This window comes from Pseudomonas sp. GW458-11-26-14-LB4 (assembly GCF_059423925.1).
Map to the genome: position 1 here is coordinate 64156 of NZ_JBWKYU010000023.1, position 20697 is coordinate 84852.

Sequence of the window (20697 nt, forward strand, 5' to 3'; positions counted from 1 at the left end):
GGCCTACTCCTTGGCGACGCGTTTCATGTCCGCATCCATCATCATGCGGATCAGGGTGTCGAGGTCGGTTTTCGGTTTCCAGCCCAGCACGCGCTGGGCCTTGGCCGGATTGCCGAGCAGCACTTCGACTTCCGCAGGGCGGAAAAACGCCGGGTCGATCTTCACGTAATCCCGATAGTTGAGGCCGACGTGATCGAAGGCGATGCGGCACATCTCGCGCACGGTGGTGGTGACGCCGGTGGCGACCACGAAATCGTCGGGCTTGTCCTGTTGCAGCATCAGCCACATGGCCTCGACGTAGTCACCGGCGAAGCCCCAGTCGCGCTTGGCATCGATGTTGCCTAGGGCCAGCTCCTGCTGTTTGCCCTGCTTGATCCGGGCCGCAGCGTCGGTGACCTTGCGGGTGACGAACTCGATACCGCGCAGGGGCGATTCATGATTGAACAAAATGCCGCTGCTGGCGTGCAGGTTGAAGCTTTCGCGGTAGTTGACGGTGATCCAGTGGCCATAGAGTTTGGCCACGCCGTACGGGCTGCGCGGGTAGAACGGGGTGTTCTCGTCCTGTTGCTCGGCCTGGATCAGACCGAACATTTCGCTGGTGGACGCCTGATAGAAACGCGTGTGCGGGCTGAACTGACGGATCGCTTCGAGCAAGTGAGTCACGCCCAGGCCGTCGACGATGCCGGTGGTTACCGGTTGGTCCCAGGAGGCGGCAACGAAGCTCTGGGCCGCCAGGTTATACACCTCGTCCGGCGCCGACTTGATCACCGCGCGCTGCACCGAGCAGGCGTCGGCCATGTCGCCGTCCAGGTAAACGATGTCGGCTTCAACGCCCATCTCGCGCAGACGCCAGCGCGAGTCGCTGCTGCGCCGTGCCACGAGGCCGTGAACCTTGTAACCCTTGTCGAGCAACAGTCTGGCCAGATACGCGCCATCCTGGCCGGTGATCCCTGTGATCAATGCACTTTTTGTCATTCTTGTCGTACTCGCGTCTCCCAGTCGGACAGGATCGCCCGCAGGGATTGTTGTGTAGTGATTTGCGGCGTCCATCCTGTGATCCGGGCCAGCCGTCGGTGGCTGCCGCAGACGCGACGCTGATCCGCGCGGCGCATACGTGCCGGATCCTGAACCAGTTGCAGCTTGACCTGGGCCAGGTCGCCCATCTGTTCGATGAGGCTGCGGATGCTTTGCTCATGGCCTGAGCAAATGTTGTACACCTGCCCCGGCGTGCCTTTTTCCAGCAGCGCGAAATAGGCCGAGACCACATCGCCGACGTCGAGGAAATCGCGGGTGACATCAATGTCACCGACTTCCAGTTGCGGCGCCTGCAGGCCTTGCTTGATACGGTTGATCTGCCGCGCGGCGCTGGCGATGACAAAACTGTCTTTCTGCCCGGTGCCGATGTGGTTGAACGGACGCGCGACCAGTACCGGCCAACCTTCGCTCAGCCCCCATTGCAGGCTGAGGAACTCCGCCGACAGCTTGCTGACTGCATAGGGATTGCGCGGGCAGGGTGGTTGTTGTTCGGTGATCGGCAGCGCGGGTTCTTCGACCTGGCCATAGACGTCGCCCGAGCTGACATACAGGAACGTGCCCTTGAAGCCGCGGGCCTTGAGGGCCTGCAACAGGTTCAGAGTGCCGAGCAGGTTGATGTCGAGAGTACGTGCCGGGTCGCGGAAAGCTTCGGGGACGAAGGTTTGTCCAGCCAGGTGAATGATCGCATCGGGCAGCTGCGGCCACAGATCGATAAGGCTGTCCGGTTTTGTCAGGTCGTAGGCCGAGGCGGCAGGCAGCAGCTGCCACGACGCGTCTTCCCCTTGCAGACGTGACTGGATGTGTTGTCCTACGAACCCACTGAGGCCCGTGATGAACAGACTTTTATTCAAACAGCGACCCCTTGGTCTTTAACTTTCACCTCTTCCCACAGGCTTTAAGGGAATGTCTGTCAGCCCCCTGGTAAAACCGGGCAGAACGGCAGGTGAAGTCATTGTTGTAGTTGTTTGGCTGCCAATCTGTGCCAATTGCGCAGCAATTTCAACCGGCCAAACCGTGACCGGTCAGTTCTCGTCAGCGTAGTCGCGTTTTTCTCGTCGGGCGGTTCCCGAACCTTCAACGGATGTGTTTAGAATGCCCCTCGTCACGGTTCCCCGAACGCTGCCGGAGTGGGTGTGCAACCGGGTGAATCTGACCACTAAAACAAGAACGAAGACGTGTCCCGGAACACTGGACGAGCATCGGCCCTGCCGACTCGATCCAATGGCCAGGCCGTCATAGCGTGAAGTTGCCGGGATGGCGGTTTCACCGTGGGATGCCATGAATTTCATTCTCTACTCGGACGTCAACGACCGCTCCATCAGCCAGAGTCTCGGGCGTCCCGAATACAGCTATTACTTCGTGCTCAAGGCCTATCGCCCGGTGCTTGAAAGCCTCGGGCAGGTGCATGTGGTGTCCACCACCGCCGAGGTCGATCCGCTCTATCGACGGCTGCTTGCTGCCGGCGAGTCCAGCGTGTTTCTGTCTTTTACTCCGCCGCAAAATACCCCGAGCGATCTTGAATGCCCGACGATCTGCGTGATCGCATGGGAGTTCGATTCGATCCCGGACGAGTCGTGGAACGATGATCCGCGCCACGACTGGACGCAGATGCTCGCACGACAGGGACGGGTCATCACGCTGTCGAGCCACACCGCCCGCGCGATTCGCCGCGCCATGGGCGAGGACTTTCCGGTACTCGTGCTGCCGACGCCCTTGTGGGAAAACTTCGCCGCCATTCGTGAGCAGCACGTCAGTGCGCCGATCAATCCAGGCGCGACCCTGGCGATCAAGGGCTGCATTTTCGACAGCCGCACGCTGGGACTGTCTGCCGATGATTTGCTGCCCAAACCGCTGACCGCCGAACAACTGGCTGAAATCGAGGCACTGCGCCCGCCACCGCTGACGGTCAAACGACGCCTGGTCATTGCCCGTCACTATCTGCGTCTGTGGAGGCTGGGCGCGGGTGAAGAACGGGTGAAATTCCTGCACCACTGGTACTGGGAAGGTGTGCAGGATCTGCTGTCGGACAGCGCACACGCCTGGCTTGAAAAACGTTTCCCGGCCATCGCCGCTCCGCATGCGGTGGCGGTGGTCGAGCCACCCCCGCTGGATTTGCCGGACACCTCCTCGGTGGTCGAGACCGCGGTGGAAGGCGTGATCTACGTCACCGTGTTCAACCCCAAAGACGGCCGCAAGAACTGGCACCACCTGATCACCGCGTTTTGCTGGGCCTTTCGCGAAACGCCTGACGCGACGCTGGTACTGAAGATTACCCAGAACGATCTGGCGTCCTACTACAGCGAACTGATGACCCTGCTCGCGCAACTGACACCGTTCGCCTGCCGGGTGCTGGTGATGCACGGTTACCTGGACGACGCGCAATACGCGCGGCTCTACCAGGCTGCGAGTTTTTACGTAAACGCCTCACGCTGCGAAGGCCTGTGCCTTCCGCTGATGGAGTTCATGTCCAGCGGCAAACCGGTGATCGCCCCGGACCATACGGCCATGGAAGACTATATCGACGACACGGTGGCCTTCGTCGTCCGGTCCAGCGAAGAACTGACGATCTGGCCCCAGGACACCCGGATAATTTATCGCACGCTGCGCTATCGGCCGGACTGGGCTTCGCTCAAAAGCGCCTATGAGAACAGCTACCGGATGGCCAGGGCGCAGCCGCAGGAGTACGCGCGCATGTCTGCCGCCGCTGTCGAACGCATGCACGAGTATTGCGCGTTCGCCCCGGTGCAACGGCGCATGGCGGACTTTTTCGGCCTCGAGCCACTGGCCGCCGATGCCGCCCCTGTGACGGACAACGCCTCATGCTGATCATCATTCATTCGGAAACCAACCAGCACACCATCGCGCAAAACCTCGGCCGTTCGGAGTACAGCTACTACTTCGTACTCAAGGAGTACCGGCCGGTGCTCGAACGCCTTGGGCGTGTGGTGGAAGTCGTTGATCCGGCTCGCGAAGTCGATGCGTTGTATCTGGAATGCCTGGCCCGTGGCGAGCCCTGCGTGTTTCTGTCGTTCTCGCCGCCGCACCGCACGCCGATCCACCTCGCGTGCCCGACACTGCCGGTATTCGCCTGGGAATTCAGCACCATCCCCAACGAACCCTTCGACAACGAGCCGCGCAACGACTGGCGCACGGTGCTCCGGGCCTGCGGTGCGGCGATCACCCATTCCGGTTACACGGTCAATGCCGTGCGCGAGGCCATGGGCGCCGATTACCCGATTGTCGCGGTCCCGGCGCCGGTATGGGATCGCTTCGCAGCCCGAGGCGCGCAGCTTCAGGGTCAGTCTCCGACCGGACCGGTGCGACTGACGATCAAGGGACTGGTCGCCGACAGTCGCCAGCTCGACCTCGACGCCTTCGGCCCGGAACATTTGCGCCGTGGTGAGGGCATCGATTTCCAGGCACCGGTGTGCGAGCAAGAGTTGTTGCTGGACGGGGTCGTCTACACGTCGGTGTTCAATCCCGGTGACGGCCGCAAGAACTGGGAAGACATGCTGAGCGCATTCTGCGTGACGTTTCGCGACATCGAAGACGCGACGCTGGTACTCAAGCTCACGCACCACGATGCCGAGGAAGCGCTCAGCGACATTCTTCATCACCTGTATAAGAACCAGTCCTATCGCTGTCGCATCGTGCTGATTTATGGCTACCTCGCGGACGCGGACTACGAGCGTCTGGTACAGGCCACGCGTTACGTGGTGAATACTTCTTACGGTGAGGGCCAGTGCCTGCCGTTGATGGAATTCATGTCCTGCGGCAAGCCGGCCGTGGCGCCGCGGACCACGGCGATGATCGATTACCTGAGTGCCGAGAACGCATTCCTGGTCGAGTCCTCCGATGAACTTACCGCCTGGCCTCACGATCCGCGCAGGGCTTTCCGTACCCTGCGCTACATGACCAACTGGGCGTCGGTCTGCGTGGCCTACCGCGACAGCTACGAAGTGGCGAAACACGATCCGCAGCGTTACGCACACATGGCGGCCCGGGCCGTCAGCAGTCTGCAGGGTTTCTGCAGTCAGGCAGTGGCGGAGCAGCGGTTGCAGGTTTTTCTCGCGCAACTGTTCGAGCATCAGGCATCCGCGGGCACCGAGGTGCCCCAGGCATGAGTGACAAACGAATCCTGGACATCGAAGTGCTGCGGGCGATCGCGGTGCTCGGTGTGCTGTTTCATCATTTGCAGGGCAGCCTGTTCACCGACCCGGTACCCCTGCTGGAAAAAATCCACGCCTGGGCGCAGCCGTGGTGGGGCGTCGATCTGTTTTTCGCGATCTCCGGATTCGTCATAGCCCGCAGCCTGATCCCGGCGTTGCGAGGTTGCACGACCCGTCAGGAATACTGGGAGCAGACGCGCAACTTCTGGTTGCGCCGGGTCTTTCGTCTGCTGCCGTCGGCGTGGCTGTGGCTGGCGCTGATGTTGCTGGCGTGCCTGTTTCTCAATCGCTCCGGAGCGTTCGGTACGCTGCACGCCAACCTGCAGGCGACGCTGGCGGGCGTGTTGCAGTACGCTAACTTCCGTTTTGCCGACAGTTTCTTTCATTACGAGTACGGCAGCAGTTTCGTGTATTGGAGCCTGGCGCTGGAGGAGCAGTTCTATCTGCTGTTCCCGCTGCTGATTCTGGTGTGCCGCAAGCATCTGGTCTGGGCGCTGCTGGCACTGGTTGCGGTGCAATTGTTCACCCTGCGCACGCCGATACTGATGGTCATCCGTACCGATGCGCTGGCCCTGGGTGTGTTGCTGGCGATGTGGAGCATGCAGCCGGGCTATCGCCGGTGGGAGCCGACTTTCCTGCGCCGCCCGTGGGCCGGAGTGGGCGCGCTGATCGTGCTGGCGCTGCTGCTGAGCTACATGGCCACCGACCGTTTCACCTTTGTTTCTTACCGCATCGGCTCGATTGCCGTGCTCGGTGCGCTGCTGGTGTGGATCGCTTCGTACAACCGCGATTACCTGCTGCCTGCCGGCAGGCTGCAACAGTTGATGGCATGGGTCGGCAGCCGTTCCTACGGGATCTACCTCATCCACATTCCGGCTTACCAACTGGTGCGTGAGCTGATCTTCCGCTTGCAGGAGGCGGGAATGTCCAGCCCTGCCGGTCACCCGATCATCACGCTGTTGCTGGCGTTCGGTCTGATCGTGCTGCTCAGCGAGCTCAATTACCGTCTCATCGAAATGCCGATGCGCAATCGAGGCGCTGCCCTGGTGCGGCGCCTCGGTACATCGCGAATCGCCGTCCCATCCTCTGGAGCCACCTCATGCTGAGCCTTTTGAAGAAACTCACGGCGTCGACGCCTGCACTGATGCCCGAGCAGCCAGCTGCCGGGAAGGTCGATTCGTACATGCTCGGCCTGCACGACGCGATGCTCAGCGGCTGGTTCAACCAGGAAACCGGTGAGCTGTTCAAAGGCTTCCCGGTGACCGCCGATGACACCTTGCTGGACGTTGGCTGCGGCGACGGTGGCAACGTGCATTTCTGCGGCATGCGCGGGGCGAAGATCATCATTGCCGACATCGACGGCGCCAAGGTCGAGGCGACCCGCCAGCGCCTGAGCGATACCCCGGCGCGTGGGGTCGAATGCCATGTCACCGACTGCAATCCGCTGCCGATCGCCGATGGCACCGCCACTCGTGTGGTGTCCACCGAAGTCATCGAGCACGTCGACGACCCGGCGCAGTTCCTTGCCGAGCTGGTGCGCGTCGGTCAGTCGGGCGCGCTGTACCTGTTGAGCGTGCCGCATCCGAGCTCCGAAGACCTGCAGAAAGATATCGCCGCGCCGGAGTATTTCCAGAAGCCCAACCACATTCGCATCATCAGTGAAGAGCAGTTCAAGGCGATGGTCAGCGAGGCGGGACTCGAGATCATCAGCCATAGCCAGTACGGCTTTTACTGGTCGATGTGGATGTTGCTGTTCTGGGAGGCCAAGGTCGATTTCAGCAACCCGGATCACCCGTTGCTAAACCATTGGGCCGAGACCTGGCAAGCGGTGCTCGACTCGCCGCGCGGCGCGCAGATCAAGCAGGCGCTGGATGCGGTGGTGGCCAAGAGTCAGGTAATCATTGCCCGCAAGCCCTGAACGCTTTTGTGTAACCTTGCAGCTTGATGTCTCAGGGATCTGCAAGGTATGCGCTTTATCATCGGGTGGTTGGCCCTGGTGGCTGTGTTGTTGCTGTGTGCTTGTGAACGACAGGACGCGGTGCCGCTCGATCAGCAGCTTTACGTCTGGCAACGGCAATGGACGCCAGCCCATGAACGTGCCTTGAACGACAGTCGCAACGACTTTTCGACGTTGCGGGTATTGGCGTTGCAGGCTTTCCCGAATGACGGCTGGAGTCTCGCACGCGTCGATTTCGCGCTGCTGAAACACGATGCGCGGCCGTTGATTGCGGTGATTCGCCTCGACGGCCAGCTCAAGGCGCTCGATACGCAAGCGGTCACGGCGCAAATCCTTCAAGTGCTCGCTGACTGGCAAGGCCAGGGGCTGAACCTGAGCGGCGTCGAGATCGATCATGACGCCGGCAATGCCCGACTGCCTGCTTACACTGAATTTCTCACTCAGTTGCGCGGCGCATTGCCGGCCAATCTGCCCCTGAGCATCACCGCGTTGCCCGCCTGGCTCGACAGCCCGCAATTGCCGGCGCTGCTGGCGACCGTCGACAGCAGCGTGTTGCAGGTGCATGCCGTCAGCGATCCGCGTCGCGGTCTGTTCGATCCCGAGCTGACCCAGCGCTGGGCCAAGGCCTGGGGGCGGGTGACCGACAAACCGTTTTATCTGGCATTGCCGGCCTATGGCGTGGCGTTGTTGGCGGCTGCCGACGGCGCCCCGGTGGTGGAAAGCGAAGTGCCGCTCGAGCGCGGTGGCCAGCGACGCGAATTGCTCGCCGATCCGCAACAACTGGGCCGGCTGGCCAATGAGTTACGCGAGGATCGCCCGGCGCATCTGGCCGGTCTGATCTGGTTTCGCCTGCCGTTGGCCAACGACCGCAGAGCCTGGAGCCTGAGCACGCTACGTGCGGTCGCCCGAGGCGATGCATTGAGCAGCCAGCTCGGACTGACGTTCACCGAACAGAACGGCCTGCAAGACATCGCCCTGCGTAACGTCGGTAACCTCGACAGCGCCTGGCCCGCCCGCATCACCCTCAAGGCCCGGGGCTGCGAAGGTGCCGATGCGCTCGCCGGTTATGCGTTGCAACAGACGGCGGATCTGCTTACCTTCACCCGCCTGCGCGACGGCCGATTGCCGGCGAACGGGCAGCGTGCGATCGGTTGGGCACGCTGCGCAAATATTGATCAAGGAGGTTCGCATGTTGACCCGTAACTGGCCGCGCCATCTGCTTTGCCTGAGCCTCAGCCTGCCGCTGGGCTCGGCGCTGGCCTGCGGACCGGATTTCCCGATGCGTCTGCTCGACGATCGCGGGCAATCGCTGGCGGAGCTGCCGGAGGGCAACTTCAGGTTCGAGATCAGTCGCCTCGGCAAAACCATTGCCGGGCTGAAGAACGTCACCGCCGCCACCCACAATCCGGATGACATCTACGCCGACGCCCCAGAACCCGCCGAGGTGCGCGACAAGGCCGAGCAGATCGGCCTGACGCCTGAACAGCAAGCGCTGGTCAAACAACTGCGCAGCCTGACCGACGCGCGTCAGGTCGAGGTGCAGGGCGCGAGCCTGCCAGCGGAACTGCGCCTGTATGTGGCGGGCGCCGTGGCGTTCGGTGCCGGTGACCATCAATTGGCTGTCGAGTATTTCCACCAGTTGCTGGCGTTGCCGGCCGATCAGCGGGCGTTGCGCAGCACCTGGGCCGCTTATTCGCTGGGCCGGGCGTTCTTTGCCATGAGCAGCGAAGCGGGCGACGCGCTTGAAGCGTTGGAAAACGCAATTGAAGCTTTCCGCCAGACGCGGCAGCTGAGCATCGACGGTTTCAGTGATCCGCTGGAACTGGGCGTGGCCAGCCTTGGCGAAGAGGCGCGAGCGCTGCGCACGGCGGGCAGTTGGGACAAGGCCATCGAACTCTATGCCGCGCAGAACCTGCACGGCTCGAACGTCGGTTACACCTCTCTGAAGCAGTTGATGAACGAACTGGCCGAGGAGCCCGAAGACCGGCTGGCGAAATTGCTGCGCGGCGAAGCGGTGCAGCAACTGGTGACCGCCTCGCTGATCAGCCGGATCGGCTGGTCGTTCGGTGATGAGCCGCCGAACGAGAAGAAGCTGGTCAAGGCCCTGCAAGCGAGCACCCGCGGCAGCCCCGATAACGCTGATCGTCTGGCGGCGATGAATTATCAACAGGGCGATTACGCCAGCGCCAAGGCGTTCCTCGAACACGCTGGCGACAGCGGTCTGGCGTGGTGGCTGCGAGCGAAACTGGCGGTGCGCGATGGCGACAGGAACGCGGCGGCTGCGGCTTATGCGAAAGCCGCGCGAGCGTTCCCGCAGGACGAATCCTGGGGCGAGCGGCGCACTGCCGACTGGAATCTCGAAAGCGTGCAGCCCAAGTGCCGGGTCGAGGGTGAAAGCGCGATTCTGGCGTTGCAACGTGGCGAGTACCTGCAGGCCTTCGACCAGTTGTATCGCAGCCAGACCATTTACTGGTTCGACGCGGCGACCGTGGCCGAGCGAGTGCTGACGGTCGAAGAATTGAAAAACTATGTCGATACCAATGTCCCGGCACCGCCCGCGCTGAGCCAGCAGGATCGTGACAATTACGTGCCGCTGCCGGTGGCCGCCAGTCTGCGTAATCTGCTGGGGCGACGTTTGTTGCGTGAGGGGCACTACGAAGAAGCGGTTGGCTATTTCGACAGCGCGGATCTGCAGAACAAGGCGCGGCTCTATGGTGAGCAACGCCTCAAAGCCGATTCGGCATGGTGGCCGACCAAACGTGCCAGCGCACTGTTCAATGCTGCGTGGACAGCCCGTGAGTGGGGCATGGACATCCTGGGCTACGAAATGGCCCCGGATTACGCGACCTTCGGCGGCAACTACAGCCTGGAAACCACCGAACTGAAAGTTGGGCCTTTGGTGAGCGAGGCTGAAGTGCAGCGCCAGAAGGCCAGTGAAGCGCAGCCGGATGAGCGCTATCACTATCGGTTTGTTGCCACAGCGCTGGCCAGCCGTGCGGCGGATAACTTGCCGCACACCAGTCAGGCGTTCGCCGCTGTGTTGTGCTCGGCAGCCGGTTTCAATAGCAGCCTGCAAGAGCAAAGCGCGCTGTATCAGCGATATGTGAAAGAAGGTCCGTACATGGGCTGGGGCGGCTATTTCGGTCAGCAATGCCCTTCTCCGGATTTCGCCAACGCAGACAAACGCTACGTCACCCAGGTTGTCGATGCTGTACGCGGAGTGTTGCGACCCTACAAGCGTGCGGTGCAGATCGGAACCATTGTCGGGTTAACCGTGATTGCGCTGGTGATCATTACCCGCCGCCAACGCAAGGCCCGCAAAACCTAAGCCTGCTGGACGAAGGTCAGGCGCACCGCAAAGCCGATCAACAGGCTGCCGAACAGCCACTGTTGCACCCGTTGGGCCGTCGGGCTGTGTTTCAGCCAGCGGCCCAGCGCGGCGCCGGTCAGGGCGTAGGCGCTGTCGAACAGCAGGCCGGCGCCCACCAGCATCGCGCCGAGCAGCGCAAACTGCGTCAGCACCGGTGCGCCATTTGCCACGATGAACTGCGGCAGCAACACCGAGCAGAACAGCAACGCTTTCGGGTTGAGCAGGTTGGTCAACAGGCCGCGACGGATGGCGGCGTAGCACTGCGCATGACTGTCCGTGATGGTGCCGGCGTTCAGATCCGGCAGCAGCGTGGTGCGCAGGCACTGAATGCCGATCCACAGCAAGTACGCCGCCCCGGCGATCCGCACGGCATCGAACGTCCACGGCGCCGCCTTGAACAGCGCCGCCAGCCCCAACGCCGCGAGCGCTACATGACAGCCTCGGGCGATGGCCAGACCCACCGCCGTGGCCAGCGCTGCACCGCGCCCCTGGCGAGCGCCGGTCTGCAGCAGCAGGATCATGTCCGGGCCGGGCAACAGAAAGACCACTGCCAGCGCCAGGAAAAACAGCCAGAGACTCGCCATGTCGCACCCCTTTCGTTGTCGATTCGGTCGCCTCAGTCTAGGGCCGAAGGGCAGGGCAGGTGGTTGCGTAGTCAGCTTCTAAAGGCCTCTGAATTGGCATAACCTGCGCTCTTTCACCGCTCAAACCATCAGGATCTGCCAACCATGAAACTGGACGCCTTCGACCGCAAGATTCTCGCCGCGCTGCAAAGGGACGGGCGCTTGAGCAATGTGCAGTTGGCCGACGAGATCGGTCTGTCGGCATCGCCGTGTCTGCGCCGGGTGCGGATGCTCGAAGAGGCTGGGGTGATTCGCGGTTATCAGGCCAATCTGGATCGCGATGAAGTGGGGTTGGGTCTGACGGTGTTTGTCGGGGTCAAGGTCGAGCGGCACAACGACGAACAAGCCGAGGCGTTCCACCGGGCGGTGACGGCGTTGCCGGAGGTGATTTCAGCGTTTCTGGTGTCCGGGGAGTCGGACTTTCTGCTGCAAGTGGTGGTGCCGGATCTACGCGCCTATGACCGCTTTCTCACCGGTTGCCTGTTGAAGCTGCCGGGGGTAAGCGACATCCGCAGCAATTTTGCGATCCACACGGTAAAGACGCCCGGCGTGTTGCCGCTGGGGCATCTGCCGTCCTGATACTTCCCGCATTGCGCGGGAAGTATTCGCACAGTGCTTACATCTGCGTCGCCATCCCCTCGACATTCATTGCTGCCTGACGAAGCGCTTCGGAGCGGGTTGGATGCGGGTGACAGGTCAGCGCGATGTCCTCGGCCGAGGCGCTGAACTCCATGGCCACGCAGAATTCGCCGATCATTTCGCTGACGCTCGGGCCGACCAGGTGCACACCGAGGACTTCGTCGGTGCGCTCGTCAGCGATGACTTTGGCAAAACCTTCGGTCTCGTGATTGATCTTCGCCCGGCTGTTGGCGGTGAACGGGAATTTGCCGACCTTGTACGCCCGGCCTTCGGCTTTCAGCTGCTCTTCGGTCTTGCCGACGCTGGCCAGCTCTGGCCGGGTGTAGATCACGTTGGGAATCAGGTCGTAATTGACCTCGCCGGCCTTGCCGACGATCTGTTCGATGCAGGCCATGGCTTCGTCTTCGGCCTTGTGCGCGAGCATCGGCCCGGACGTCACGTCACCAATTACCCACACGCCGGGTGCTTCGGTGCGATGCTGTTTGTTGGCGAGCATGCCGCGTTTGTCGGTGCTCAGGCCGACGTTTTCCAGGCCCAGGCCCTGGGTGTACGGACGACGCCCGATGGCCACCAGCACGTAGTCGGCTTCAAGGATTTCCGCGCTGCCGCCAGCGGCGGGTTCGACGCTGAGCTGTACGCCAGTGGCCGAAGAAGTGGCACTGGTCACTTTCGAGCTCAGCTTGAAGCTGATCCCCTGTTTGCTCAGCGAGCGTTGCAGAGTCTTACCGGCTTCGCCGTCGACGCCGGGGCAGATGCGGTCGAGGTATTCCACCACCGTCACCTGCGCGCCGAGCCGGCGCCAGACCGAGCCGAGTTCGAGGCCAATTACGCCTGCGCCGATCACAACAAGATGCTTGGGTACTTCGCTCAAGGACAGCGCACCGGTCGAGTCGAGGATGCGCTTATTGTCTATTTCCACGCCGGGCAGGGGAGTGGGCTCGGAGCCGGTGGCGATGACGATGTCCTTGGCAGTCAGTTCGATCCGGCTGCCCTGATCGCCAGTCACGCTGACTTTTCCAGGGCCGTCGATGTGGCCCCAGCCCTTGATCCAGTCGACCTTGTTTTTGCGAAACAGGAACTCGATGCCTTTGGTCAGGCCGCTCACGCTTTCGTCTTTCTGCTTCATCATTTGCGCAAGGTTGAGCGTGGGTTTGACCTCGATGCCGAGGTTGGCGAACTCCGCTCCCAGGGCCGCTTCGTAGAGCTCGGACGCATGCAAAAGCGCCTTGGACGGCATGCAGCCGACGTTCAGGCAGGTGCCACCCAGCGTGGCGCGGCCTTCGACACACGCGGCCTTGAGACCCAGTTGGCCGGCGCGGATCGCTGCGTTATAACCGCCGGGGCCACCGCCCAGAATCACCACGTCATAGTTGCTCATGCTCTTGCTCCTGGCTGAAGGATGCGGATCAGTAAAAGTAGTTCGTGCTAAAAATTACGAACGTAATATGAGCGTTTCCCGACATTTCGGTCAAGGCTTCAGGCAAGCGACAGGTTGCGCATCTTTGAATGATGCAAATGAGTACAAATATTTCACGACTTTCGTTATATCGTAACGATATGTGCAGTGAGCCAAGGGTTTTGGGGGGATATGCAAGTCGATCTGGATGAAGGCACGCCGGTCACCGGGTTGCCGCGCTTTCAGCAAGCGGCAGCGCAAGGCCGGCGCTTGCGTCGCCTGGCGATCGGTCTGGCTGCGTTGGCCGGTGCAGGGTGGGTGCTGGCATTTTTTGTCGGGCTGTTTGCGCCGCAATCGCTGTGGTCCGCGCTGCTGGTCAATCAAAGCGCGGCGCTGCTGGTGCTGGTGACGGGGCTGCAATCGGCGTGGTGGGTGACGCAATGGCGGGCGCGGGTGATCAATCCCGTGGTGCCGGTAACGGTTGCTGAAGAACCTGCGCCGGATGGCTGGTACGAGCGACTGCTGGAACGCATGAGTCAACGCAGTCTGCACCTGCTAGGGCAGATCGGCGCGGCCACATTGTGGCTGGGCGGGTGGTCGTTGCTGGTGCTGTTAAGCATCGAGCAAATGTGGAGCCTGACGCTGCCGGCGGCGGGAGTGGGGTTGTCCGCCACGGTCGGCGCGGCCATCGCGTTGCTGCTGGCGTTCGCTCTGCTGGTGCTGGAGCGGCAACTGGCGCAGGAAAACCCGGCGCAATGGCCCGAGGCCGGAGCGCTGGCGCAACTGACGCGGGTGGCAATCATCAGTCTGGTGCTGGGCGCGTTGTGCCTGTTGTTCGCCAGTGACAGTGCAATCTGGCCGGTGCGGCTGGCTGTGCTGATTGGCATTCTGCCGGGTTTGGTCGCTGTGGAATTGCTGCTGCGTGCCTTGCTGTCGCTGTTCAGCCCGCGCCGCGAACAGCTCGAACCGGTGCTGCTGGCGCGCAGTTTCGTCGCCGATCTGCTGCGCTGGCCGCCACAACCTCTGCTCGCGTTGCAGCATGAATTGCATAACCGCTTCGGCATCGATCTGCGTCAGATCTGGGCCTTCAGTTACATGCGCCGCGCCTTCTTGCCGGTGTTGGTGTTGGTGGCAGCGGTGGGCTGGTTGCTCACCGGCCTTCACGAAATACCGATGCAAAGCCGTGGCATCTACGAGCGCTTCGGCAAACCGGTGCAGGTGTTCGGTCCGGGTTTGCACGCTGGTTTGCCCTGGCCGTTGGGGCGTGTGCTGAACGTTGAAAACGGTGTGGTGCATGAACTGGCAACCAGTGTCGGCGAGAACCCGGCAGCCGTGCAGTTGGATCCGGCAGAAGGCCCGGCGCCATTTACTGCCAACCGTTTGTGGGATGCCAGCCACGTCAATGACAAATCCCAGGTTATCGCCAGCAGCCGGGGCGATCAGCAGAGCTTTCAGATCGTCAACATGGACGTGCGCTTCGTCTATCGCATCGGCCTGAGCGATCAAGCGGCGTTGGCCGCTACTTACAACAGCGCCGATGTGCCGACGCTGATCCGCAGCACCGCCAGCCGGATTCTGGTGCATGACTTTGCCTCGCGCACACTCGACGGTTTGCTTGGCGAGGACAGGACCGGGCTCGCCGAAGAAATCGGCCGCGCCGTGCAAAGCGATCTGCAGAAACTCGACAGCGGCGTGGAAATCCTCGCCACAGTGGTCGAAGCGATACACCCGCCAGCCGGGGCGGCCAATGCCTATCACAGCGTGCAAGCGGCGCAGATCGGTGCTCAGGCGTTGATCTCCCGCGAGCGCGGTGCCGCTGCCGAAGCGAGTAATCAGGCGCAGTTGCAGGCTAGCCTCGCGCGGGACCAGGCCAGTGCCAACGCCCACGAAATCAACGCCACGGCCCGGGCGGCGGATCTGAAATTCAGCGCCGAACAAAAAGCCTACGCCAGCGCCGGCCAGGCCTTCGTGCTGGAGCAATACCTCAGCCAACTCAGCCAGGGTTTGAGCAAAGCCAAACTGCTGGTACTCGACCATCGTCTGGGCGGCAGCAGTAACGCACCGACCATCGACCTGCGTACGTTCACGCTGCCGGCAGATCCGGCGCGCACCACCGCTCAGCCAGGAGCCACCCATTGAGCCAGTCGCACACTCACGATCACCATGACCACAGCGGCCATGATCATGCTCATGGCGGCGGTCATCACCATCACGGGCATCATCACCATCACCACGGTGCGCCGGAAGAGGCGGGGCCTTTTCCTTGGAAACGCATGGGCTGGGCAGCGCTACTGGTGGCGTTCGCCATCGCGGCGGCGAGCCTGGTGCAAGTGCGCTCCGGTGAAGCCACTGTCATCACCCGGTTCGGCAATCCATCCCGCGTGTTGCTGGATCCGGGTCTGAGCTGGCGCTGGCCGGCGCCGTTCGAAGCGGCGATTCCGGTGGATCTGCGTTTGCGCACGACCTCCAGCGGCTTGCAGGACGTCGGCACCCGCGACGGTTTGCGCATCATCGTTCAGGCTTACGTGGCCTGGCAGGTGCAGGGCGATCCTGACAACGTGCAGCGCTTCATGCGCGCTGTGCAGAACCAGCCGGACGAAGCGGCCCGGCAGATTCGCACGTTTGTCGGCTCGGCACTGGAAACAACCGCCAGCAGTTTCGATCTGGCCAATCTGGTGAACACCGATGCCAGCCAGGTTCGCATCGCCGATTTTGAAGCGCAGTTGCGTCAGCAAATCGATCAGCAGCTGCTCGCCACTTACGGCGTGCGCGTGGTGCAAGTGGGCATCGAACGGCTGACCTTGCCATCGGTGACCCTCACCGCAACGGTTGACCGGATGCGTGCCGAGCGTGAAACCATCGCCACCGAACGCACCGCCATTGGCAAACGTGAAGCAGCGCAAATCCGCTCCGCCGCCGAACGCGATGCGCGCATCGTGCAAGCCGATGCCACGGTGAAGGCCGCCGATATCGAAGCCCAATCGCGAGTGGAAGCGGCGCAGATTTACGGACGCGCTTATGCCGGTTCGCCGCAGCTGTACAACTTGCTGCGCTCGCTGGACACCCTCGGCACCATTGTTTCGCCGGATACCAAACTGATCCTGCGCACCGACGCCGCGCCGTTCCGGGTGTTGGTCGACGGTCCGCCGAATCTCGACAGCAAAAGCGGATCGCAGCCATGAATGAAGTTCCACGTGGAACACATTCGCTGAACAGTCCATGGATTCAAGCGGGACGTCTGGCGTTTTTCGCGCTGTATGCGGTAACCGTGCTCGCGGCATTGGCCTGGGCGTTTTCCAATGTCCGGCAGATCGACCCGCAAAATCGCGCGGTGGTTTTGCATTTCGGAGCGCTGGATCGCATTCAGAATGCCGGGTTGTTATTGGCCTGGCCGCAGCCGTTCGAGCAGGTGGTTTTGTTGCCGGCGGCAGATCGTGTCATCGAACGCAGGGTAGAAAATCTGCTGCGCAGTGATCAGGCCTTGCAGGCGGATCGCGTCGCGACCTTCGCCACGCCGCTGAGTGATGCGCTGGCCGGCTCCGGCTATCTGCTCACGGGTGATGCCGGAGTGGTGCAACTGGATGTGCGGGTGTTCTACAAGGTCACCGACCCGTATGACTTCGTACTGCAGGGCGAGCATGTGTTGCCGGCGCTGGATCGATTAGTGACGCGAAGCGCGGTGGCGCTGACGGCGGCGCGGGATCTGGACACGATTCTGGTGGCGCGGCCGGAGTTGATCGGCGCTGATAATCAGGCCGCCGAACGTCGTGAACGGTTGCGCGGCGATCTGGTGCAAGGCATCAACCGACGTCTCGCCGAGTTGAAGGCGAGCGGTCAGGGCATCGGCATCGAAGTGGCTCGGGTCGATGTGCAATCGAGTCTGCCGGAGCCGGCGGTCAGTGCGTTTAACGCTGTCCTTACCGCCAGCCAGCAGGCCGACAAAGCGGTCGCCAATGCCCGCACCGAGGCCGAGAAACTTACCCAGTCCGCCAATGAACAGGCTGACCGCACGCTGCAAGTCGCTCATGCCCAGGCGGGTGAGCGCCTGGCCAAAGCCTCCGCCGACACGGCGACGGTGTTGAGCCTGGCCAAGGCGCAACAGCAGGGCACGGACCCGCAAATGCTGCTGCGTCTGTACCGCGAGCGCATGCCGAAGATTCTCGGTCAGGCCGGTTCGGTGACCACGGTCGATCCGAAAGACGATTCACGCCTGATCATTCAGGGAGCCAGCAAATGACTGCTACCACCTCATCTCCGAGCCTGTTGTCCTCGGCCGAACAACGCCGCGCCGCCCGCCAGTTGACCCTGGCGATGCTCGCCCTCGGCTTGCTCGGTCTGGGGCTGATCTGGCGCTGGTTGATGCCGGAACAGACGGGCGTCAGTCAGCTGTTGCTCGGATTCGCTTCTTTATTAGTCGCGGTGCCGGTGATGCGTTCGGCGTGGTTCAGCCTGCGTTATCCGAGCCTGCACGGCATCACCGATCAGTTGATCGCCCTGGCGATGATCGGGGCCTGGGCCACGGGCGATCTGCTCACCGCGGCGTTGTTGCCGATCATCATGATCTTTGGCCATGTGCTGGAAGAGCGCAGTGTGATCGGTTCCCAGGAAGCGATTCATGCCCTCGGCCAACTCACGCGCAGCCATGCACGCAAAGTGCAGGCGGACGGTTCGATCATCGAAGTCGACAACGGCACGCTCAAGGCCGGCGACAAAGTCGAAGTGCGCGCCGGTGATCGGGTGCCGGCGGACGGTCGGGTTTTGTCCGGCCAGGCCAGCCTCGATACGGCGTCGATCACCGGTGAGTCGGTGCCGGTGGAAGCGGGCGTTGGCATGGCGGTGTTCGGAGGTGCGATCAACCTCGACGGTTTGCTGCGAATCGAAGTGACCCGTACCGGGGATGAATCCACCCTCGGCAAAGTCATCGCGCTGATGCAAAACGCCGAACGCTCCAAGCCACCGATCACTCGTTTGCTCGAACGCTATGCCGGCAGTTACATGGTGCTGGTGTTGTTGCTCGCGGCGGTGACCTGGTTCATTACCAACGATGCACAGGCGATGCTCGCGGTGCTGGTGGCGGCATGCCCATGCGCGCTGGTGTTGTCGGCACCGGCCACGGCGATTGCCGGGGTGGCGGTGGCGGCGCGGCACGGGATTCTGATCCGCAGTTCGGCGTTCCTTGAGGAGCTGGCCGATCTCACCTCGCTGGTCGTCGACAAGACCGGCACCCTGACTTACGGCACGCTGCGCTTGCAGTCGATCAACAGCCCGCGAGCGGATCACGGTTCGGTGATGGCGCTGGCTGCAAGCCTGGGGGCGGCGAGCAGCCATCCGGTCAGCCGCGCGCTGGCCGGACTGGTCAGCGCGGAAGAGGTGTTGGTGCTGACCGATATCCATGAGCGGCAGGGGTTGGGCGTTGTGGCCAAGACCGCGCAAGGCGAGGCCGCGCTCGGGCGCCCGGAGCTGTTTGCGCAGTTGGGCATCCCGACCACGGCGATCCCCGAACACGACGGCCCGATTGCCGGGCTGGCGTTGAACGGCGAATTCCTCGCCTGGCTGTTACTGGCCGACACTGTCAAACCGGAAGCGCGATTTGCCCTGAGTGAACTGCGTGACCTCGGGCTGGGGCGGCAACTGCTGTTGACCGGTGACCGGCAAAGCGTCGCACAAACTCTGGCCAAGGATGTCGGCCTGCACGAAGTCGAAGCCCAGGCGTTGCCCGAAGACAAACTGAACCGAGTGCTCAAGGAAATCGACAACGGCTTCCGGCCGATGGTGGTCGGCGACGGGATCAACGATTCGCTGGCGCTTAAAGCGGGCGTCGTGGGCGTCGCGATGGGAGCGGGCGGTGCAGATATCGCGCTGGCCTCCGCCGACATCGTGCTGATCGGCAGTGACCTGCGTCGGCTCGGCACCTGCGTGCGCCTGAGTCGTCAGTGCCGACGCACCTTGCAAGTGAACGTGATCATCGGCCTGGGCTGGACGCTGGCCATCGTGGTATTCGCGGCCTTCGGCTGGCTCGGTGCTGCGGGGGCGATGATCGCTGCGTTGCTGCACAACCTGAGCACGTTGCTGGTGCTCGGCAATGCCGGTCGCCTGCTCCGTTTTCAAGAGCCACTGCTGAAGCTGAAAGCGTCGGATTGATCATTTTTCGAACTGTGCGCCGCTCTCGCAGTCATTTGAAAAGGCGCACTGAAACAGGGATGACAGCGCGGTGACAGCCGATGTGGCTGATAGTCGGCGACTATCAAATCGATAGCCTGCTAATTTTCAAGGATGGTCTACCCTCAGATCAGACGTCTGAAACCAGGGGGATATTCCATGCTCGCGCAACTTCCACCGGCCTTACAGAATCTGCAGCTTCCGCTTCGCCTGCGACTCTGGGACGGCCATGAATTCAATCTGGGCCCGACGCCCAGCGTCACCATTGTGGTCAAGGACCCATTGATGGTGTCCCAGTTGACTCATCCAAGTCTCGACGCGCTGGGGGCGGCGTTCGTCGAGGGCAAGCTCGAACTGGAGGGCTCGATCAGCGAAGTCATCCGGGTGTGCGATGAGCTGAGCTCCGCGCTGCTCGATGAAGACGATGACAGTCAGCCGGTGCGCACGCTCCACGACAAGGAAACCGACGCCAAAGCCATCTCCTATCACTATGACCTATCGAACGCGTTCTACCAGCTGTGGCTGGACAGCGACATGGCGTATTCCTGCGCGTATTTCGAAACCGGCAGTGAATCCCTGGAGCAAGCCCAGCAAGCCAAGTTCCGGCACCTGTGCCGCAAGCTGCGTTTGCAGCCCGGCGACTATCTGCTGGACGTCGGTTGCGGCTGGGGCGGATTGGCGCGTTATGCCGCCCGCGAATTTGGCGCCAAGGTCTTCGGTATCACTCTGAGCAAAGAACAACTGGCCCTGGCCCGCGAGCGAGTCAAAGCCGAAGGTCTGGAGGATCAGATCGAACTGCAACTGCTCGATTACCGCGATCTGCCCCAGGACGGGCGTTTCGACAAAGTGGTCAGCGTCGGCATGTTCGAACACGTCGGCCACGCCAACCTCGCCGAATACTGCAAAACCCTGTTCGGCGCGGTGAAAGAGGGCGGTCTGGTGATGAACCACGGCATCACTGCCAAGCACACCGATGGCCGTCCGGTGGGACGCGGTGCCGGGGATTTCATCGAGAAGTACGTGTTCCCCAACGGCGAACTGCCGCACCTGGCGATGATCTCGGCCGAGATCAGCGAAGCGGGTCTGGAGATTGTCGACGTCGAGAGTCTGCGCCTGCACTACGCGCGCACCCTGGACCACTGGAGCGAACGGCTGGAGGACAACCTTGAAGCCGCCGCGAAACTGGTGCCGGACCAGGCGCTGCGTATCTGGCGTCTGTACCTGGCAGGCTGCGCTTATGCATTCGCTCGCGGCTGGATCAACCTGCACCAGATCCTCGCCGTGAAGGCCCATGCCGACGGCAGCCATGAACTGCCGTGGACGAGGGACGACATCTACCACCCTTGAAT

At 62.3% G+C, this 20697-nt stretch carries 16 protein-coding genes; 12 read left to right on the plus strand and 4 right to left on the minus strand.

Annotation, left to right across the window (positions count from 1 at the left end):
- Positions 1 to 3 precede the first annotated feature (3 nt).
- Together gmd and AC07XZ_RS24975 are read right to left on the minus strand one after the other, a co-directional pair.
- Complete coding sequence (gene gmd, locus AC07XZ_RS24970) at positions 4 to 975, minus strand: GDP-mannose 4,6-dehydratase (protein ID WP_007954189.1); 972 nt, start codon at positions 973 to 975, stop codon at positions 4 to 6.
- Positions 972 to 1886: a GDP-mannose 4,6-dehydratase gene (locus AC07XZ_RS24975; protein WP_102687922.1), complete on the minus strand. Its 915-nt coding sequence runs from the start codon at positions 1884 to 1886 to the stop codon at positions 972 to 974. The genes gmd and AC07XZ_RS24975 overlap by 4 nt, the downstream gene beginning before the upstream one ends.
- A gap of 427 nt (positions 1887 to 2313) precedes the next feature.
- Here AC07XZ_RS24975 and AC07XZ_RS24980 point away from each other — a divergent pair, with 427 nt between their 5' ends.
- Genes AC07XZ_RS24980 through AC07XZ_RS25005 form a run of 6 tightly spaced genes read left to right on the plus strand, consistent with a single transcriptional unit; the run spans position 2314 to position 10489 of the window.
- Positions 2314 to 3861 carry a glycosyltransferase gene (locus AC07XZ_RS24980; RefSeq protein ID WP_256590579.1) on the plus strand — a complete coding sequence of 516 codons (1548 nt, stop codon included), beginning with the start codon at positions 2314 to 2316 and terminating at the stop codon, positions 3859 to 3861.
- Positions 3855 to 5159: a glycosyltransferase gene (locus tag AC07XZ_RS24985; RefSeq protein ID WP_102687924.1), complete on the plus strand. Its 1305-nt coding sequence runs from the start codon at positions 3855 to 3857 to the stop codon at positions 5157 to 5159. The genes AC07XZ_RS24980 and AC07XZ_RS24985 overlap by 7 nt, the downstream gene beginning before the upstream one ends.
- The gene (locus AC07XZ_RS24990) at positions 5156 to 6310 is read left to right on the plus strand and encodes an acyltransferase family protein (protein ID WP_102687925.1); all 1155 of its coding nucleotides are present in this window, start codon (positions 5156 to 5158) and stop codon (positions 6308 to 6310) included. Before AC07XZ_RS24985 ends, AC07XZ_RS24990 begins: the two co-directional genes overlap by 4 nt.
- Positions 6304 to 7122: a class I SAM-dependent methyltransferase gene (locus AC07XZ_RS24995; RefSeq protein ID WP_102687926.1), complete on the plus strand. Its 819-nt coding sequence runs from the start codon at positions 6304 to 6306 to the stop codon at positions 7120 to 7122. Before AC07XZ_RS24990 ends, AC07XZ_RS24995 begins: the two co-directional genes overlap by 7 nt.
- A gap of 48 nt (positions 7123 to 7170) precedes the next feature.
- Positions 7171 to 8364, plus strand: coding sequence for a DUF3142 domain-containing protein (locus AC07XZ_RS25000; RefSeq protein WP_102687927.1), 1194 nt, complete (start codon positions 7171 to 7173; stop codon positions 8362 to 8364).
- Positions 8351 to 10489, plus strand: coding sequence for a tetratricopeptide repeat protein (locus AC07XZ_RS25005; protein ID WP_102687928.1), 2139 nt, complete (start codon positions 8351 to 8353; stop codon positions 10487 to 10489). The genes AC07XZ_RS25000 and AC07XZ_RS25005 overlap by 14 nt, the downstream gene beginning before the upstream one ends.
- Here AC07XZ_RS25005 and AC07XZ_RS25010 read toward each other — a convergent pair.
- The gene (locus tag AC07XZ_RS25010; RefSeq protein WP_085747984.1) at positions 10486 to 11115 is read right to left on the minus strand and encodes a LysE family translocator; all 630 of its coding nucleotides are present in this window, start codon (positions 11113 to 11115) and stop codon (positions 10486 to 10488) included. The two genes, AC07XZ_RS25005 and AC07XZ_RS25010, sit on opposite strands and share 4 nt — an antisense overlap.
- A 144-nt stretch (positions 11116 to 11259) precedes the next feature.
- Between AC07XZ_RS25010 and AC07XZ_RS25015 the strand changes: the two genes are divergently transcribed.
- Positions 11260 to 11733, plus strand: a complete 474-nt coding sequence (locus AC07XZ_RS25015) for an Lrp/AsnC family transcriptional regulator (protein ID WP_085747983.1) — start codon at positions 11260 to 11262, stop codon at positions 11731 to 11733.
- A 37-nt stretch (positions 11734 to 11770) separates the two neighbouring features.
- On the opposite strand, the gene lpdA is transcribed toward AC07XZ_RS25015, so the two are convergent.
- Positions 11771 to 13171, minus strand: coding sequence for a dihydrolipoyl dehydrogenase (lpdA, locus tag AC07XZ_RS25020; protein WP_085747982.1), 1401 nt, complete (start codon positions 13169 to 13171; stop codon positions 11771 to 11773).
- A 210-nt stretch (positions 13172 to 13381) separates the two neighbouring features.
- Here lpdA and hflK (AC07XZ_RS25025) point away from each other — a divergent pair, with 210 nt between their 5' ends.
- The 5 genes from hflK (AC07XZ_RS25025) (at position 13382) to cfaB (ending at position 20695) form a co-directional block, all read left to right on the plus strand.
- Complete coding sequence (gene hflK, locus AC07XZ_RS25025) at positions 13382 to 15328, plus strand: protease modulator HflK (RefSeq protein WP_102687929.1); 1947 nt, start codon at positions 13382 to 13384, stop codon at positions 15326 to 15328.
- Entirely contained in the window at positions 15325 to 16371 is a 1047-nt protein-coding gene (gene hflC / locus AC07XZ_RS25030) for a protease modulator HflC (protein ID WP_102687930.1), read from the plus strand. The genes hflK (AC07XZ_RS25025) and hflC overlap by 4 nt, the downstream gene beginning before the upstream one ends.
- A complete protein-coding gene (hflK, locus tag AC07XZ_RS25035) occupies positions 16368 to 17426 on the plus strand; it encodes a protease modulator HflK (RefSeq protein WP_064600576.1) in 1059 nt (352 codons plus the stop codon). Before hflC ends, hflK (AC07XZ_RS25035) begins: the two co-directional genes overlap by 4 nt.
- Complete coding sequence (locus AC07XZ_RS25040; RefSeq protein WP_102687931.1) at positions 17423 to 19330, plus strand: heavy metal translocating P-type ATPase; 1908 nt, start codon at positions 17423 to 17425, stop codon at positions 19328 to 19330. Before hflK (AC07XZ_RS25035) ends, AC07XZ_RS25040 begins: the two co-directional genes overlap by 4 nt.
- Before the next feature lie 177 nt (positions 19331 to 19507).
- A complete protein-coding gene (gene cfaB, locus AC07XZ_RS25045; RefSeq protein WP_085747978.1) occupies positions 19508 to 20695 on the plus strand; it encodes a C17 cyclopropane fatty acid synthase CfaB in 1188 nt (395 codons plus the stop codon).
- The last annotated feature ends 2 nt before the right edge of the window (positions 20696 to 20697 follow it).

Coding starts and splice junctions, on each gene's coding strand:
- AC07XZ_RS25015 (WP_085747983.1), top strand. CDS start 11,260: ATGAAACTGGACGCCTTCGACCGCAAGATTCTCGCCGCGCTGCAAAGG.
- AC07XZ_RS24985 (WP_102687924.1), top strand. CDS start 3,855: ATGCTGATCATCATTCATTCGGAAACCAACCAGCACACCATCGCGCAA.
- AC07XZ_RS25000 (WP_102687927.1), top strand. CDS start 7,171: ATGCGCTTTATCATCGGGTGGTTGGCCCTGGTGGCTGTGTTGTTGCTG.
- AC07XZ_RS24980 (WP_256590579.1), top strand. CDS start 2,314: ATGAATTTCATTCTCTACTCGGACGTCAACGACCGCTCCATCAGCCAG.
- gmd (WP_007954189.1), bottom strand. CDS start 975: ATGACAAAAAGTGCATTGATCACAGGGATCACCGGCCAGGATGGCGCG.
- AC07XZ_RS25005 (WP_102687928.1), top strand. CDS start 8,351: ATGTTGACCCGTAACTGGCCGCGCCATCTGCTTTGCCTGAGCCTCAGC.
- AC07XZ_RS24995 (WP_102687926.1), top strand. CDS start 6,304: ATGCTGAGCCTTTTGAAGAAACTCACGGCGTCGACGCCTGCACTGATG.
- cfaB (WP_085747978.1), top strand. CDS start 19,508: ATGCTCGCGCAACTTCCACCGGCCTTACAGAATCTGCAGCTTCCGCTT.
- hflK (WP_102687929.1), top strand. CDS start 13,382: ATGCAAGTCGATCTGGATGAAGGCACGCCGGTCACCGGGTTGCCGCGC.
- AC07XZ_RS24990 (WP_102687925.1), top strand. CDS start 5,156: ATGAGTGACAAACGAATCCTGGACATCGAAGTGCTGCGGGCGATCGCG.
- hflK (WP_064600576.1), top strand. CDS start 16,368: ATGAATGAAGTTCCACGTGGAACACATTCGCTGAACAGTCCATGGATT.
- AC07XZ_RS25040 (WP_102687931.1), top strand. CDS start 17,423: ATGACTGCTACCACCTCATCTCCGAGCCTGTTGTCCTCGGCCGAACAA.
- lpdA (WP_085747982.1), bottom strand. CDS start 13,171: ATGAGCAACTATGACGTGGTGATTCTGGGCGGTGGCCCCGGCGGTTAT.
- AC07XZ_RS25010 (WP_085747984.1), bottom strand. CDS start 11,115: ATGGCGAGTCTCTGGCTGTTTTTCCTGGCGCTGGCAGTGGTCTTTCTG.